Genomic DNA, 14,943 nt, shown 5'->3' with positions numbered 1-14,943 from the left:
GCGCCATCCGGACCGCGGTCGCCGGCCAAACTGGATACCCTCGACCTGCGCCACGGTAAAATTCCGTCTTCGCCCCGCGCTCATGCAGACGACATCCATCGGTCCGCGGGCCCACACCACGAGCATCGACCGGCCATCATCACCTTGATTTCCCTACGCTTTCCGCGTCGCGACGCATGAGTTATTCGCTCGCCACCTCCTACCTCCGCGAACTCGAAATCCGCAAGAGCCGTTTCATCGCGTACGCGGTTCCCGTCGAGGACCGCGATGCCGCGATGCAGGTGCTGCAGCGCCTGCGCGACGAGCATCCGGCGGCCACCCACGTGTGCTGGGCGCTGCTGGCGGGCGGCCAGTCGGGTATGTCGGACGACGGCGAGCCGTCGGGCACGGCGGGCCGGCCGATCCTCGAAGTGCTGCGTCATCACGACCTCGACGGCGTGCTCGGCGCGGTCGTGCGTTACTACGGCGGCGTGAAACTCGGCGCGGGCGGGCTGGTGCGCGCGTACACGGATGCGATCGCGTCGGCGCTGCTCGATGCCGAGCGCGTCGAGCGCATTCGGCACACGCGGCTCGCGATCGAGATCGGCTACCCGGAAGAGGCACGCGTGCGCCGCTGGATCGAACAGGCGGGTTACGCGCTAGTGGACAGCGCGTACGGGATGACGGTAAAGCTCGTGATCAAGCTGCCCGAAGCCGCCGAAGCCGCGGCAAGAGCCGAACTGTTCGACCTGACGCAAGGACGCTCCGGCTTCCCCGACCTGTGATTGGATTCGCTCGATAGAAGACCGCGCGCCGCGTTGCACGGCGCGCCTCGGTGGCCGATCCAGCCGGCCCGAACCGCTCAATACACGTCCGGCACGATCATGTTGTCGGGCACCGGCCGGCGAATGTAATCCTCGTGATGCTCGCGCTGCGGCAGGTCGATCGTCGGGCGCGGCACCTCGTGATACGGCACCTGGCCGAGCAGATGGTGAATGCAGTTCAGCCGCGCGCGCTTCTTGTCGACGGCCTGCACGACCCACCACGGCGCCTCCGGAATATGCGTGCGCTGCAGCATCTCTTCCTTCGCGGCCGTATAAGCCTCCCAGCGGCGGCGGCTTTCGAGGTCCATCGGGCTCAGCTTCCACTGCTTCAGCGGGTCCTCGATCCGGCTCTGGAAGCGCAGTTCCTGCTCGTGGTCGGTGATCGAGAACCAGTACTTGACGATCTGGATGCCGCTGCGCACGAGCATCTTCTCGAACTCGGGCACCGACCGGAAAAATTCCTCGTACTCGTCGTCGGTACAGAAATTCATCACGCGCTCGACCCCCGCACGGTTGTACCAGCTGCGGTCGAACAGCACGATCTCGCCGCCTGCCGGCAGATGCGCGACATAGCGCTGGAAATACCATTGCGTGCGCTCGCGGTTGTTCGGCGCCGGCAGCGCGGCCACCCGGCACACGCGCGGGTTCAGGCGCTGCGTGATGCGCTTGATCGCACCGCCCTTGCCGGCCGCATCGCGCCCCTCGAACAGGACGACGAGCCGGTGCCCGGTGTTCACGACCCAGTCCTGCAGCTTCACGAGTTCGCCCTGCAAGCGGAACAACTCGCGGAAATACGCCTTGCGCGCCTCGCGACGCTCGGGCGAGAACAGCACGTCCTCACCATTGTCGAAGCGGCGGTCGTCGAGTTCCATCTCGAGCTCTTCGTCGTAGGCGTCGACGAGATCTTCCTCGAAACGGCGCTGGCGCTCCTCCATCGAGCGCGTCTCGGTGCGGTTGTCGGTCTCGGTGCGGGTATCGTTGTCGCCCATGGGGCCTCCTTCCATCATTGACGCAGCCAAACTCGACCATTATCCCAGCGTCGCGCGTCAAATTCATGAAAATGGCCGGCTGCGCCGTCAGAAGCGGAAGTTCAGCAGCACGGTGGCCAGCACCGGGTTCGCCGAAATATCGAACGTATTCGACGCCAGCAGGCGGTTCGGCTGGTTGATGTCGAGCGTGATCCGGGTGCGCAGCGGGATGTAGGTCACCATCCCGGTGAGCCAGAACCGGCGCGTGATCTGGTAGCTCGCGCCAACGGTGAACACCGGCTCCCAGACGCTCTTCACCTTCGCCGACACATTGGTCCGCCCCGACAGCAGCAGATCGCCGCCGGCGTCCCAGATCCGCTGGAACAGCGCCGGATCGAGCAGCAGCGACTGCAGGCTGCCGATGTCCGCGCCGGCCGCGAGCAGCCCGCCGAGCGATGCGAGCTTGCGCTGGAACACGGGGTTCAGGTTCGTGTTCGTGAAACGCGTGTAGCTGACGCCGATGCCCGCGAACGGACGGAAACGGTCGTCGCGCTCGCCGAGGTAGTACTTGAACACGACCGAGCCGAGCCAGGCCCGCGTGGTCGCGAGCGGGTTGCTTTGCGTGTTGCCGAGATCGATCAGCGGAAAGCGCCCGTGGACGCCGGCAAAGATGCGGTCGAGCGGCAGCGCGATGCTGCCGTGCCCGCGCAGCGTCAGCACCGGCGGAATGCCGGCGCCCAGTTCGGCCGCCCAGTGCTCCGAGACAAAATGCGTGAACGTGAACGCCAGCGTGTTCGTATTGCTGAGCGACAGGCTCGAACCCGCGTTCTGGAAACTGTTCAGGCCGAGCGCGTCGGTGCGCGTCGTCACGGGCGTCGAGCGGCCGGTCGTCCCGACGAAGTGCCAACCGAGGCCGACCATGTTGCGGTCGTCGCCCATCAGTTGCTCGAGCAAGGGCGGCGCCTGCGCAGCCGGCAGATCGGGCAGCCGCGACGGATCGACCGGATGCAGTTCGTACGGCATCCGGTCGGCATGGACGACGCCGCGCGCCGCTGCGTCGTCGGCCGGTGCATCGTGCGTGGCGGCCGGATCGCAGCCGCCGCCGGTACGGCCGTCGTCGAAGCCGATGCCGTCCGCGCCCGCGTCGCCGACGGCCTCCCAGGCGCGCGCTGCCGCGCCGGTTCGCTGCCCGAGCGTGATCTTCCGGGCGGTCAACGGGATGGTATCGGGTTGCCGCTCGTCGCGCGAAGCTTCGTTGCGTGCGCCGCGCGCCGGCCCCGCATCGGTCATCCATGCGCTCGCATCGAAGCCAGCCGCATCGCCGCCCGGCCAGAAGCCGATCCCGTCGGCGCCGGCCTGCCAGCGCGGCGCGGCGTCGCCGTCGGGCTGCGGCGCGGCGTGCGCGGCCGCCGCGCATGCGAACAGCGTCGCGCCGAGCCAGCGCGACAGCGGACGCACGGTGACCGGCCGCGCGCGGGGGCGGCGAGTGTCGCGATTGCCCATCGGCTCAGGCCGGCACGCCGAACAGGCGCTGGCGAATCCGGTACAACGGCTCGAACAGCCATTCGAGCAGGCTGCGCCGCTCGAGCACGATGTCCGCCTTCAGCATCATCCCGGCCCGCAGCGACAACGGCCGCCCGTCGAACGACGGCGTGCGGTCGGCGAGTTCGACCCAGGTCTTGAAGTAGGTCTGCGGCGCGGCCGCATCGCCGGGCAGGTTCAGTTCCTTCGCCGAGAACGCGACGGGCGAGATCGACAGCACCTTGCCGCGATAGGTGCCGAATTTCTCCACCGGATAGCTTGCGTACGCAACCTTCACCTCCTGCCCCTTCTTCACGAAGCCGGCCTTCGACGACGGAATGTAGACCTCGGCGATCAGTCCGTCCGCCTTCGCGGGCAGGATCTCGACGACACGCGTGCCGGGCGGATCGATCACGCCGCCCTGCACGACGTCGAGCCGCACGATCTGCCCGTCGGCCGGCGCGTACAGCACCTGGTTCACGTTCTCGTCGATGTTGTATTCCTTCGCGTTCAGCTCCTCCTGCTTGATCTTCAGTTCCGCGTTCGCGCCGTCGTACTTGCTCTGCATCGTGTCGAGATCGCCGCGCAGCTTCATCGCGTTCTTCGCGAGTTCGGCGCGGCGCAGCAGCAGGTCCTGGTACGCCTGCCCGGCCTGCAGGTATTGCGTGTTGACCTGGTTGTACTGTTCGAGCGTCACGACCTGTTCGTCGAGCAACTGCTTCACGCGCGCGCGCCGTTCGCCATACTCGTCGACGATGCGCTTCTGGTCCTGGATCTGCCGGTCGATCAGCCCGCGGCTCTCGCCCTGCGCGGCGATCTGCTGATTGATCTGCTGCACCGACGACCGGTATTCGAGCCGCGCCGCATCGATCTGCTGCGTCACCTCGACGCGCTGCCGGTCGAGCGCCGCGCGCATTCCCTGCACGTTGTTCGCCTGGCTGACGAAGCTCGTGTCGCGCGTCACCGCGAGCAGGCGCTGGCCGGCCTTCACGTGCTGGTCCTTGCCGACGTAGATGTCGCGCACCGCCCAGCCCGGCGGCGCACCGACGCCGATCAGCCCCGAGCGCGGCGTCAGCATCCCCGACACGCTCTCGGTGTTCGCGTAGCTCAGCTCGACGAGCGCGGTCACGAACATCGCGAACATCGCCAGCGACAGGTAGCAGAAGAACCGCATCGACACCGGCACGTCGACGACGCCGTGAATCACGGTGCCGAAGGTCGTGCCGCGCGCGAGCTTGCGCGACGGCTTCTGTTCTCGGAAGGCGGAATTCCAGGTCGGCATGGGGCGGGCTCGTCAGGAGCGACGCCGCGCGGCCGCATCGAGCAGCGGCGTCGGCATCAGGTAAGGCGTGAAGTGTTCCCAGAAATGCCACTGCTCGGGCTGGCGCACGAGCGCCTGCTCGAGACGGTCGACGATGCGCTGGTGCGTCGCGCGCACGGGCGACGCGTCGTCGTCGGTACCGAGCATCGGCGCGAGCGGGCTGGCCGCGAGTTCGGTGAAATGCACCGCGCAGCGATCGCGAAACGGCACGCCGGTCGCATACGCGACGAGCAGCGGAATGCCCTGCTCGACCGCGAGCTTCACGCCGCCGCCGGCCATCCGCACCCAGCGCCCGCCGAGCCGGCAGCGATTGGTCTTGCCGAACTTGCCGTGCAGGTCGGAGAACAGCAGGAACACGGGCGCCTCGCGCCGCAGGCTCGTGATCAGCCGCCGCAGGTGCACGCGCTCCTCGATGTCGATGAATTCGACTTCGCCGGCACCGTACTCGGCGACGAGCCGCAGCGCATCGTCGAAGAACGCGCCCGGCGCATCGCGGTGCAGGATCACCATCAGCTTGCGGTCGTCGGGAATCATGAAGCGCAGCTTCGTGACGAACAGCATCAGGTTGCCGAAGTGCAGCCCGCGAGCATCAGCGGGCCGCCGCGTGCGAGTGCCGCGCGCAACTGGTCGTCGCCTTCGCACGCCATCCCGTCGATCATCGTCTTCATCGATGCGAGGCTGTGCGTGCGCAGCTTGAGCCCCGCGAATTCGGCCTCGAACAGCTCGCGCACGATCGCGGCCGACACTTCGCGCACGCGCCGCGGATCGTCGTTCAGGTGCGCGCTCAACATGTAAGCGACCGCGCGTTCGATCGACTCGCGGATGCACGGAAAGCAGCGCAGGCACGCGCCCGAGCACCAGCGCATCAGCCAGAGCCCACGCGCGGGCGACGTACGCAGCGCGATCGCCCGCACCGCGCGGCGTAGCAGGAACACGTACGAGAACGGATTGAGCAGGAAGAGCCGCCCGAGCATCACCGCGCCTCCTCATGCGTGCGCCAGGCCTCGGTCGCATCGGTCAGCACGCCGTCATCCATTCGGTAGATCCGGTCGACCATCGACAGGATCGACGCATCGTGCGTGACGAGCACGATCGTGCACGGCAGCGTCAGCACGTTGCGGCAGATCTCGTGCGTGGTCGCCTGGTCGAGGTTCGACGAAAATTCATCGAGGATCAGCAGGCGCGGCTCGCAATACAGCGCCCGCGCGATCAGCAGTCTCTGCATCTGGCCGGCCGACAGGAATTTCTGCGTATCGCCGAGCGGCGTGTCGTAGCGATGGTCGAGCCGCTCGATCTCGTCGTGGATGCACGCGAGCTTCGCCGCGTCAAACATCGCGCCGATCCGCGGCGCGGGCGCGAAGTTCGTGATGTTGTCGCGGATCGTCCCGCGAAACAGCTGGTCGGACTGCGTGACGGCCGCGAGATGCTTGCGGTATTGCCGCAGGTTCACTTCCGCGAGATCGACGCCGCCGACGAACAGCGTGCCGGGCTCGGGCCGCACGAGCCCGCAGATCAGGTTCAGCAGCGTCGTCTTGCCGCTGCCGGTACGGCCGACGATCGCGATCTTGCTGCCGGCCGGCACGTCGAGCGCGACATGGCTCAGGATCGGCCGATGGCCGCCCTTCGGCGTGTACGACAGCGCGCGGATCGACAGCGCGCCGTCGAACCCGTCGACCGGCCGCACGACCGCGTCCGGCGCCGGCTCCTCGGTCTCGGTCTGCAGCACGTCCGCGACGCGATCCATGTGCACCTGCAGCACCTTGCGCCGCACGTAGAGCTGGATCGAATCGATGAACTTGTCCGCGAACAGGTTCTTGTACTGGATGAACGCGTAGATCACGCCGATCGTGCTCTGGCCGTGCATCACGAGCCATGCGCCGTACGTGACGATCACGAGCTGCTCGACGTGCACGATCCCCTTCGAGATCGCGTCGAACAGCAGTTGCAGCCGCTCCTGCTGGCGCATCGCCTGCAGTTTCTGCGTGAACGCGTTGACCCACAGGCTGCTGCGCGCGGTCTCGGCCGACAGCAGCTTGATCGAATGCGCGGACCGGATGTTCTCGATCAGCAGCGCATCGGCCTCGGCGCCGCGCGTGAGGATCTGCGACATCGCGTCCTGCAGTTGCGGCTGGATCGCGAGCCGGCTCAACGCGAACAGCACCATCCCCGCGAGGCTGATACCGGCCAGTACGGGGCTGTAATACAGCATCAGCACGAGCGTCAGCGTGCAGGTGACGAGGTTCAGCAGCCCTCCCACCAGCCCGTCGACGAGAAACCGCCCGACCTCCGACACCGACGACACGCGCGAGATCGAATCGCCGGTGTTGTGAAACAGGAAATAGCCGATCGGCAGCCGCGCGAGATGGCCGACCATGTTCGCCGACAACTGCTGCGACACGATGTTGCGCAGGTAGCTCTTGATGTTGCCGACGAGATTCGCGTAGAGCGTGTCGAACAGGAACACGATCGCGAACAGGATCGTCAGCAGGTACAGGATGTCGACGTCGGTTTTCTTCAGCGCCTCGTCGATCGTCAGTTGCACGTACGACGGGCCGAGCAGCAGCAGGAGCTGCGCGGCGACGCCGCCCGCGATGCCGATCGCGAGGCTCTTGCGGATGCCGGTCAGCCCTTCGAGGTAGTCGCGCAGCCGGATGCGGTCGGCCTGCCCCGCCCGCGTGAAACCGATGTCCGGATTCAGTTCGAGCGCATAGCCGGTGATGTGCGTGAGCGCCTGCGCGAGCGGCAGCCTCGTCTCGCCGAGCGCGGGGTCGACGATGTGCACGCTGCCGTAGCCGACCTTCGTCAGCACGACATAGTGGTTCATCCCCCAGTGCAGGATGCACGGCGTCTTGAGCGCGTCGAGCTCGCCCGCATCGAACTGCAGCCCGCGTGCGCGCAGGCCGAGATCGTTCGAGATCTCCATCAGGTCGAAGAACGACAGACCGGAGTCGATCCGCACCGGATAGCGGTTGCGCAGCGTGCGCAACGTCGTTTCGCGCCCGTGCCACGACGCGATCATCGCGAGGCAGGCCAGGCCGCACTCCGTCACTTCGTCCTGCAGGACCGGACGGACTTTACGCGTATTGAAGAGCATGGTCGGGCACCCGGGGCGCGACGACGCGCCGCCCGGGCCAGCCAGTGCGGGCCCGTGGCGGGTCGTGCGCGATACGCATGGGCACAGCCGGCGCTACCGGCTGCGACGGAAGATCGGTGTTGCCGGCCGCTCGGCGGGCCGCTCAGCGCGACGAGCCGAGCGACATCCGGAACTGTTCGACGGCGTGGGCCTGGTACTGGGTCATCAGGCCCTGCAGCGTGGTCCCGATCGACTGGTTGACGAGATCGACCGTATAGGCGGCCGAATTGGAGTAAAGCGACGCGCCGCCGCGAATCTGGCGGGCCTGTTCTTCCGTGATATCTCGCATTTGTGGTGGCCTTTATATTGTCGGAATGCCAACAGCCGTCAGCCAATTGCAAGCTCGATGGCCGTTCACTTTATTACGTGATAATCCGGCACTCCAGTCTCCTGATAATCGCCCGATTTCGAAATAATGCATTTCGAAGTCACTTTATTTGCACTGCGGCGATCGATTCTTTTCCTTCTGTTTCGCAGCATCTGACGCGGGGGGCGCCTCCCCGCGCACGGCGGTTACTTGCCGGTGTTATTGAACGTCTTCGGGTTCTGCAGGTAATTGCCGAGGCTCGGCAGGAACTGGCCGAGCGCGGTCACCACCGGCGCGGCGTCAACGGCGAGGCTACCCAGCGAGCTGATCGCACCGCCGCCATGCACATTCCTGACCTGTTCCGTCGTCATGACCTTCATCATTCTCTCCTCGTAAAAAATAAAGATGATGCAAAGAACCTTCATTGAAAGACAAACGGCTTTTAATCCCGAGCGACTCGTTAATCTAATAATCACTGCGATTACCAGCCGAAATCAGGCTATCATGCGGGCGCATCGGAATTCAATGGAGGACACACTCTTACAGCCGCATTTTCCGATGCACGGCGAGTAGCAGGCATTCATGCTGTTTGAATTTCAATTTCAAAACGTTTAAATCCCGTCGCAATGCATTGCGGCACGGACAGGAGACGGAGACGGCCATGTTTGAAACGAGGCGCACGAATCGCGAGTCGGCGACACCGGATGCGGGTATTTCCCTATCAAGATTTTCGACTAGGTGGAATCCCCGACTTGCAACCATGACATTGTTCGCTGTAACGATAGCCGGCGTGGCGGCACACGCCCGTGCGTTCTGCCTCGATACCGCCTACCAGTACGCGTCCGTGCACGATCCGCGCTACCTGCAGGCCCGCAGCGAATACGATGCGGCCCGCCAGAAATTTCCCGAGGCGCGTGCGCAGATGCTGCCGCAGGCCGCCGCGCAACTCGAGTGGGGGCGCTACGGCACGCACGCGAACCTGTTCGGCATCGACGTCAGCGGCTCGAGCAACGCGGCATACGGTTCCGCGCAGGTCACGCAGGCGCTGTTCAACGTGCCCTACCTGTACGACATGCGGCGTGCGACCGAATACGAGGAAGCGGCGAAGCAGAAGTTCGAGGTCGCGAAGCAGGACCTGATCCTGCGGGTCGCGAACGCGTGCTTCGATCTGCTGAGCGCGCGAGAGAAACTGCAATCCGCCGACGACGAAGTCAGCGCGCTCACGCGACTCGAAAGCGATACGCGGCGCATGGCGCAACTCGGGATGAAGACGATCGGCGACACCGCCGAGATCGAGGCGCGCCGCAGTCTCGCGCAATCCGACGAAGCGCTCGCGCAGACCGACGTCGATGCGCGGCGCGCCCGTTACGAGACGTTGCTCGGTTCGACGATCGATTTCTCGCGCTGGCCGCGGCTGGCGATGCGCGGGTCGTCGCCGCGCATTCCGTCCGGCGACTATGCGCCGCAGGACAACCCCGCGTACCGGCAGGCCTATCGCGACGTCCAGGTCGCGCGCCTTGCCGCGAAGCGCGTCAGCGCCGAACACTTGCCGACCGTCGACCTGTTCGCGTCGTATTCGCGTGGGCTCAACCCGAACCTGCGCGGGCTCACCGATCGTTCGGACTTCCATCAAAGCGCGGTCGGCGTGCAGGTGACGATTCCGATCTTCTCCGGCGGCAGCGTGTACTACCGGCAGGTCGAGGCCGAGCACGTGACCGAGCAGTACCGCAACCGGCTGCGCGAGGTCGAGGAGCAACTGGGCACCGATCACCGCGAGGCGTTGTCCGCGCTCGAATCGGTCGGCAAGCGCATTCGCGCGCTGCAGCAGTCGCTGCAGGCCGCGCGGCTCGCCTACGATGCGTCGATGAAGGCGCATCAGGTCGGCTACAGCACGACGTACGAGACGCTGAACCTGAGGCGCGACATCTCGGGCATCCGGCAGAAGCTGTTCGACAGCTATCTCGATGCGCTGAAGCTTCAGTTGAAGCTGAAAAGCGTGCTCGGCACGCTCGACGAACAATCGCTGATCGCGGTGGACAGTTTCCTCGAAAGCAACGCGGCGAGCGATCGAGGGTAAACGCGATATCCCATACGTCGGTATCCCGGGCAAGGTTGCGTACACAACCTTCAAGGAAAAGGTCGATGTGCCGGCTGGTCGGAGGTTCGACGACGGCGCATCGCGATTCCCGCTCGTCGCTTACCGCGCCCGTGCGCAGCCGCATGCGTGGCTGAAGCGGTGATACGCATTGATTCGAGGTACATCAGTCGGGCGGCGGCAGCACGAGCGTGTCCTCGGGGCCGAGCACGCGGCCGTCCTGCGAACGCAGTTCCAGCTTCCTGACCGGCAGCCCGGTCTTCCGGTCGACCAGCAGCACGTGCGCCTCGTCCGGTTCGAAGAAGAAATCCTCGCCCCACTGCCGCAGCGCGACCAGCAGCGGAAACAGCCCGCGCCCCTTCTCGGTCAGCACGTATTCGTGATGCGCGCCGCCGTCGGCGGCCGGCACGACGTCCATGATTCCGTGCGCGACCAGGTTGCGCAGGCGCGCAGCCAGGATGTTCTTCGCGAGGCCGAGATTCTTCTGGAATTCGCCGAAGCGGCGCAGGCCATCGAACGCGTCGCGGACGATCAGCAGCGACCACCAGTCGCCGATCGCGTCCAGCGGGCGGGCGACACCGCAAAGGGAATCTTCGTGCGTGGTGCGTCGGTTCATCGGTGCAGGGGGCGATGCCTTGGCCGGGATACGGACTCGACGGCGTTCGCTTTCGTTGAAATGAATGGTTGCAATATAAAACCCAACTCAGAAAAGATCAATGCTGAGTGCGCGACCGTTCGGGATCGATGAACGGAATGACCGTTCCAGCCGGAATTGGCATATGAATTCATACGTTACAGCCAATAAATCCATACATTGGAGGGCTTCATCACGTCGCCCCACCTCATCGGCCCCGCATTCGGCACCTGCCCTCATGATTTAATAGGTTGCAACTTGAAACCAGATCATCTACGCTCGAATCAGTTTCAACTTGAAACCATTCTGTCCAACTCCCGAAGGAGCATTCGATGATCCGGTCCGATGCCACGTTCGACGGCACCTTTCCATTCGCCCCGCATTTCGACGACGCATCCGGCTTCCGGATGCACTACGTGGACGAAGGCCCGCGCGACCGCGAAATCGTGCTGTGCCTGCATGGCGAACCCACATGGGGATATCTGTTCCGTCACCTCGTGACGGCGTTGAGCCCGACATACCGCGTCGTCGTGCCCGATCACATGGGCTTCGGCAAAAGCGCGACGCCGCAGGACCGCAGCTACTGGCTGCAGGATCACATCGACAATCTCGAGCGCTTCGTGCTCGCGCATGACCTCGATCGCATCACGCTGGTGATGCACGACTTCGGCGGCCCGGTCGGCATGGGGCTCGCCGCGCGGCATCCGGACCGGATTCGGCGCATCGTGTCGGCCAACGGACCGACGCCGTTCGGGCAGACCGATCTCGCCGAGCGCCTGACGGCGAACGGCCGCGAGGCGCCGTGGTTCCAGTGGATCATGCGCGCGGCGGCCGACGATACGCTCGAAACGGTGCTCGGGCAGCTCGGCTTCAACATCCTGAGCACGTTGAAGCTGAACGGTTTCGAGGATCACGCGATCATCACCGACACGTGGATCGCCGCATACGGCGCGCCGTTCGCGCAGCCGGCCGACTGTCTCGGCGCGATCGGATGGGCACGGGGGTTCGCGGCCGGCGCGCACCGGTTCGAGGAACCCGATGCGGCGGCGCTGCGCGCGATACGCGGCAAGCCCGCGCTCGCGATCTGGGGAGACGCCGACCGAACGCTCGGCGCCGAACACTTCCTGCCGCTCTTTACCGCGCTGTTTCCGTCCGCGCCGATCGAGCGGCTGGCGGGCGTCGGGCACTACTGCTTCGAGGACGCGCCGGATGCCATTGCCGCGCGAATCGCGGATTTCATCCGAACGACCGGCTGAAAAATTTCGGCAGCCGGCTCGAAACACCGGCTGCCGAACGGCGTGCGCGGTCGCTTCGCGCACGCGTCGCTTCACGTCAACGTCACCGAATGATCCGCGTCACCCCCGCCCGCGCGGATCGGCCATCGCTTCCGGCGTCTTGCCGTCGATCTTGATGACCTGGATGTCGCCGCTGAAGTCCTGCCCCTTCAGCGTATAGCCGCGCGCTTCGATCTGCTTCGCGAGTTCGCCTTCGATCGGATGGTACGGCTCCCAGAAGATCGTGTTCGGCGGCAGCAGTTGGTGATGGAACCGCATCGCGCCGACCGCTTCCTTCAACGGCATCTTGAAGTCGTAGATGTTGTTGATCACCTGGAAGATCGACGTGAAGATGCGCGAGCCGCCCGGCGTGCCGATCACCAGCGATACCTTGCCGTCCTTCGTCATGATCGTCGGTGACATCGACGACAGCGGGCGCTTCTTCGGTTCGATCGCGTTCGCGTCGCTGCCCACCACGCCGAACATGTTCGCGACGCCCGGCTTCGCGGAGAAGTCGTCCATCTCGTCGTTCAGCACGATGCCCGTGCCGTCGGCGATCACGCCCGAGCCGAAATAGCCGTTGATCGTGTACGTGTTCGACACCGCGTTGCCCCACTTGTCGACCACCGAGAAGTGCGTCGTTTCGGCCTTCTCCGGCATCGTCGTGCCGAGGCCCGGCTGCACGCTCTTCGTGTCCGACGGCTCCTTCGGGTTGACCTCGGCCGCACGCTTCGCGATGTACGCGTCGTCGGTCAGCTGCGCGATCGGCACCTTGTAGAAGTCGGGATCGCCGAGATACTGCGCGCGGTCGGCGAACACGCGCTTCTCGATTTCCGCGACGAGGTGGATGTACTGCGGCGAGTTGAGCTTGATGCCCTCGAAGTCCTGCTTGAGGTCGGCCTTCATCTTCAGCAACTGCACGAGGCCGATGCCGCCCGAGCTCGGGGGCGGCGCGGTGATCACGTCATAGCCGTTCCACTTCGCCTGCACCGGCTGGCGCCACACCGCGCGGTACTGCGCGAGATCCTCGGTCGTGATCAGCCCGTTGCCGTCGCCGGTCTTCATCGACGCGGCGATCAGCTCGGCCGTCTTGCCCTTGTAGAAGCCTTCCGCGCCGCCGTTTGCGATGCGCGTCAGCACGTCAGCGAGATCGGGCTGCTTGAAGTTCGCGCCGGCCTTCAGCCCGGAGAAGTACTTGTCGAAGTTGGTCTTGCCGCCGAACTCCTTCGATGCGTCGACGCCGCGCTGCGCCAGTTGCTCGTCGACGACGAAGCCGTCGCGCGCATAGTGGATCGCCGGCGCGAGCACCTGTTTCCACTTCAGCTTGCCGAAGCGCTTCTGCGCTTCCCACATGCCCGCCACCGTGCCCGGCACGCCGACCGCGCGCGGGCCGTACAGGCTCATGCCCTTGACGACGTTGCCGTCCTTGTCGAGATACATGTCCTTCGTCGCGGCGAGCGGCGCACGCTCGCGGTAATCGATGAAGTACGGCTTGCCGTCCTTGTAGATCGTCATGAAGCCGCCGCCGCCGATGTTGCCGGCTTCCGGGTACGTGACGGCGAGCGTGAACGCGATCGCGACGGCCGCGTCGATCGCGTTGCCGCCTTCCTTGAAGATCCGCTCCGCGGCATCCGCGCTGTACTTGTCGGCCACCGCCACCGCGGAGCTCGTCAGGACCGCGGGCTGCGGCCCTTTCGCGTACGCGGGCGCGTTCGGCAGGAAGCCGATGCCGGCCACCGTCGCGAGCACGGCTGCGGATGATTTGAAGCGATTCAGCGTAGTCATTGCATGTCCCCCATGTGGATCTCCTTCAGGCACGACGAGCACCTGATCCGTGGAAGGCCGCGGGCGCGCCGACGGCCCTGTGCCGGCTACGTAGTATAGGGGGACAAAAAGGGTCGAACACGCGGGGCGCGACGAAAGCGTGGCGATTGTGTGCGCGCGGTCACGTTGCGCTGCCGCGACGTGCGCGCGGATCGTTCGACATCGCCTGCGGCGCGCGCTTCGCGCACCGCACAAAACCCGAAAGTTGCGAACCGCGCGGCAAGCCTCGCCGCGCGTGCAAAAAAATCCGCGAACGCCCCGCCCGCGGCACAGCCCGATCTGCGAAGATAGCGCCCCATTGCGCGCAGCATCATCGTTTCGTGCACGCGCCGCTTCACGTTGCTTCGTCTCGCTCCCTATGGCATCACACAATGCACATCACGCGTCCGGCTTCGCAGCCGGCGTCGCCGCCGCCGTCCTCGTCGCGCAAACCGGCGCAACCGGTCCGTGGCACTCGGGCATGCTCGCCGCGTTCGCGGCGGGCGTCGCGGGCGGCACCGCGCCCGACTGGCTCGAAGTCGCCTGGTGGAGCCGCAAGCGCCGCCTGTGGATCACGCATCGCACCCTCACGCACTGGGGCATCGGCTGGGTCGCGCTGCTCGCGCTCGGCTGGCACGGGCTCATCCATCATCCGCATCCGCTGTGGGCCGCGCCGCTGTTCGGCTTCGCCTGCGGCGGCGTGATGCACCTGCTCGCCGACTGGCCGAATCCGCTCGGCGTACCGTGGATCTGGCGGCGCCATTCGCTGAACCTGTGGAACAGCGGGCATTGCGACCTGATCGTGGTGGCGGCCGCCTGGGGCGGCACGCTGTGGCTCGCGCAATCGCTGTGGTCGCGTGCGCCGCTGATCGAACAGTGGCTCGGCTGGCTGCATCGCGTCTAGTTGCAATTCGACGCAATTCCGCGCGCGATCGGCGTGCCGAATCGCACGCAACTTTCCGTCCATTGAAAGTGCAGCGCAGGCCCCCACCTGAGGGTGAATCGTCGGCACGCATGCCCGGCACGCACCCGTGACGTCTGGCACACTGACGATTCGATTCGCGTGCGATGCGTCCGCGCGCTC

12 protein-coding genes and 1 pseudogene are annotated in these 14,943 nt (G+C 65.7%); 4 read left to right on the top strand and 9 right to left on the bottom strand.

Annotated elements, in window-relative coordinates:
- Positions 1 to 176 precede the first annotated feature (176 nt).
- Positions 177 to 764, top strand: a complete 588-nt coding sequence (locus SY91_RS19360) for an IMPACT family protein (RefSeq protein ID WP_006479209.1) — start codon at positions 177 to 179, stop codon at positions 762 to 764.
- Positions 765 to 841: 77 nt separating this feature from the next.
- On the opposite strand, the gene ppk2 is transcribed toward SY91_RS19360, so the two are convergent.
- The 7 genes and pseudogenes from ppk2 to SY91_RS19325 form a co-directional block, all read right to left on the bottom strand.
- Entirely contained in the window at positions 842 to 1,792 is a 951-nt protein-coding gene (gene ppk2, locus SY91_RS19355; RefSeq protein WP_011547877.1) for a polyphosphate kinase 2, read from the bottom strand.
- 87 nt (positions 1,793 to 1,879) lie between these two features.
- A complete protein-coding gene (locus SY91_RS19350; protein WP_185921307.1) occupies positions 1,880 to 3,274 on the bottom strand; it encodes an OmpW/AlkL family protein in 1,395 nt (464 codons plus the stop codon).
- A 4-nt stretch (positions 3,275 to 3,278) separates the two neighbouring features.
- Complete coding sequence (locus SY91_RS19345) at positions 3,279 to 4,574, bottom strand: HlyD family secretion protein (protein ID WP_006479212.1); 1,296 nt, start codon at positions 4,572 to 4,574, stop codon at positions 3,279 to 3,281.
- 12 nt (positions 4,575 to 4,586) lie between these two features.
- Positions 4,587 to 5,590, bottom strand: a pseudogene (locus SY91_RS19340) (hypothetical protein).
- A complete protein-coding gene (locus SY91_RS19335; RefSeq protein ID WP_023476699.1) occupies positions 5,587 to 7,707 on the bottom strand; it encodes a peptidase domain-containing ABC transporter in 2,121 nt (706 codons plus the stop codon). Before SY91_RS19335 ends, SY91_RS19340 begins: the two are co-directional and overlap by 4 nt.
- A 142-nt stretch (positions 7,708 to 7,849) precedes the next feature.
- Complete coding sequence (locus tag SY91_RS19330; protein ID WP_006479215.1) at positions 7,850 to 8,035, bottom strand: hypothetical protein; 186 nt, start codon at positions 8,033 to 8,035, stop codon at positions 7,850 to 7,852.
- Positions 8,036 to 8,259: 224 nt separating this feature from the next.
- Positions 8,260 to 8,433 (bottom strand): hypothetical protein, encoded by a 174-nt coding sequence (locus tag SY91_RS19325; RefSeq protein WP_006495012.1) that lies wholly within the window; start codon positions 8,431 to 8,433, stop codon positions 8,260 to 8,262.
- A 281-nt stretch (positions 8,434 to 8,714) separates the two neighbouring features.
- Between SY91_RS19325 and SY91_RS19320 the strand changes: the two genes are divergently transcribed.
- Positions 8,715 to 10,130 carry a TolC family protein gene (locus tag SY91_RS19320; RefSeq protein ID WP_006479217.1) on the top strand — a complete coding sequence of 472 codons (1,416 nt, stop codon included), beginning with the start codon at positions 8,715 to 8,717 and terminating at the stop codon, positions 10,128 to 10,130.
- Positions 10,131 to 10,314: 184 nt separating this feature from the next.
- Here SY91_RS19320 and SY91_RS19315 read toward each other — a convergent pair whose 3' ends face one another.
- Positions 10,315 to 10,764 carry a winged helix-turn-helix transcriptional regulator gene (locus tag SY91_RS19315; RefSeq protein ID WP_023476696.1) on the bottom strand — a complete coding sequence of 150 codons (450 nt, stop codon included), beginning with the start codon at positions 10,762 to 10,764 and terminating at the stop codon, positions 10,315 to 10,317.
- 350 nt (positions 10,765 to 11,114) lie between these two features.
- On the opposite strand from SY91_RS19315, the gene SY91_RS19310 reads away from it, so the two are divergent.
- Positions 11,115 to 12,038 (top strand): alpha/beta fold hydrolase, encoded by a 924-nt coding sequence (locus SY91_RS19310; protein WP_023476695.1) that lies wholly within the window; start codon positions 11,115 to 11,117, stop codon positions 12,036 to 12,038.
- Between the two features lie 99 nt (positions 12,039 to 12,137).
- On the opposite strand, the gene ggt is transcribed toward SY91_RS19310, so the two are convergent.
- The gene (gene ggt, locus SY91_RS19305) at positions 12,138 to 13,841 is read right to left on the bottom strand and encodes a gamma-glutamyltransferase (RefSeq protein WP_185921306.1); all 1,704 of its coding nucleotides are present in this window, start codon (positions 13,839 to 13,841) and stop codon (positions 12,138 to 12,140) included.
- A 397-nt stretch (positions 13,842 to 14,238) separates the two neighbouring features.
- Here ggt and SY91_RS19300 point away from each other — a divergent pair, with 397 nt between their 5' ends.
- Positions 14,239 to 14,763, top strand: coding sequence for a metal-dependent hydrolase (locus tag SY91_RS19300; protein ID WP_006479220.1), 525 nt, complete (start codon positions 14,239 to 14,241; stop codon positions 14,761 to 14,763).
- Positions 14,764 to 14,943: the final 180 nt, after the last annotated feature.

The sequence above is a fragment of the Burkholderia cenocepacia genome, assembly GCF_014211915.1.
GTDB lineage: Bacteria > Pseudomonadota > Gammaproteobacteria > Burkholderiales > Burkholderiaceae > Burkholderia > Burkholderia orbicola.
This window is presented reverse-complemented; position numbering and strand designations above follow the sequence as displayed.

Excerpts from the sequence above, each read along its gene's own strand:
- SY91_RS19310 (WP_023476695.1), top strand. The coding sequence starts at position 11,115 with ATGATCCGGTCCGATGCCACGTTCGACGGCACCTTTCCATTCGCCCCG.
- SY91_RS19360 (WP_006479209.1), top strand. The coding sequence starts at position 177 with ATGAGTTATTCGCTCGCCACCTCCTACCTCCGCGAACTCGAAATCCGC.
- SY91_RS19335 (WP_023476699.1), bottom strand. The coding sequence starts at position 7,707 with ATGCTCTTCAATACGCGTAAAGTCCGTCCGGTCCTGCAGGACGAAGTG.
- SY91_RS19350 (WP_185921307.1), bottom strand. The coding sequence starts at position 3,274 with ATGGGCAATCGCGACACTCGCCGCCCCCGCGCGCGGCCGGTCACCGTG.
- ggt (WP_185921306.1), bottom strand. The coding sequence starts at position 13,841 with ATGACTACGCTGAATCGCTTCAAATCATCCGCAGCCGTGCTCGCGACG.
- SY91_RS19320 (WP_006479217.1), top strand. The coding sequence starts at position 8,715 with ATGTTTGAAACGAGGCGCACGAATCGCGAGTCGGCGACACCGGATGCG.
- ppk2 (WP_011547877.1), bottom strand. The coding sequence starts at position 1,792 with ATGGGCGACAACGATACCCGCACCGAGACCGACAACCGCACCGAGACG.
- SY91_RS19300 (WP_006479220.1), top strand. The coding sequence starts at position 14,239 with ATGGCATCACACAATGCACATCACGCGTCCGGCTTCGCAGCCGGCGTC.
- SY91_RS19330 (WP_006479215.1), bottom strand. The coding sequence starts at position 8,035 with ATGCGAGATATCACGGAAGAACAGGCCCGCCAGATTCGCGGCGGCGCG.
- SY91_RS19325 (WP_006495012.1), bottom strand. The coding sequence starts at position 8,433 with ATGAAGGTCATGACGACGGAACAGGTCAGGAATGTGCATGGCGGCGGT.
- SY91_RS19345 (WP_006479212.1), bottom strand. The coding sequence starts at position 4,574 with ATGCCGACCTGGAATTCCGCCTTCCGAGAACAGAAGCCGTCGCGCAAG.
- SY91_RS19315 (WP_023476696.1), bottom strand. The coding sequence starts at position 10,764 with ATGAACCGACGCACCACGCACGAAGATTCCCTTTGCGGTGTCGCCCGC.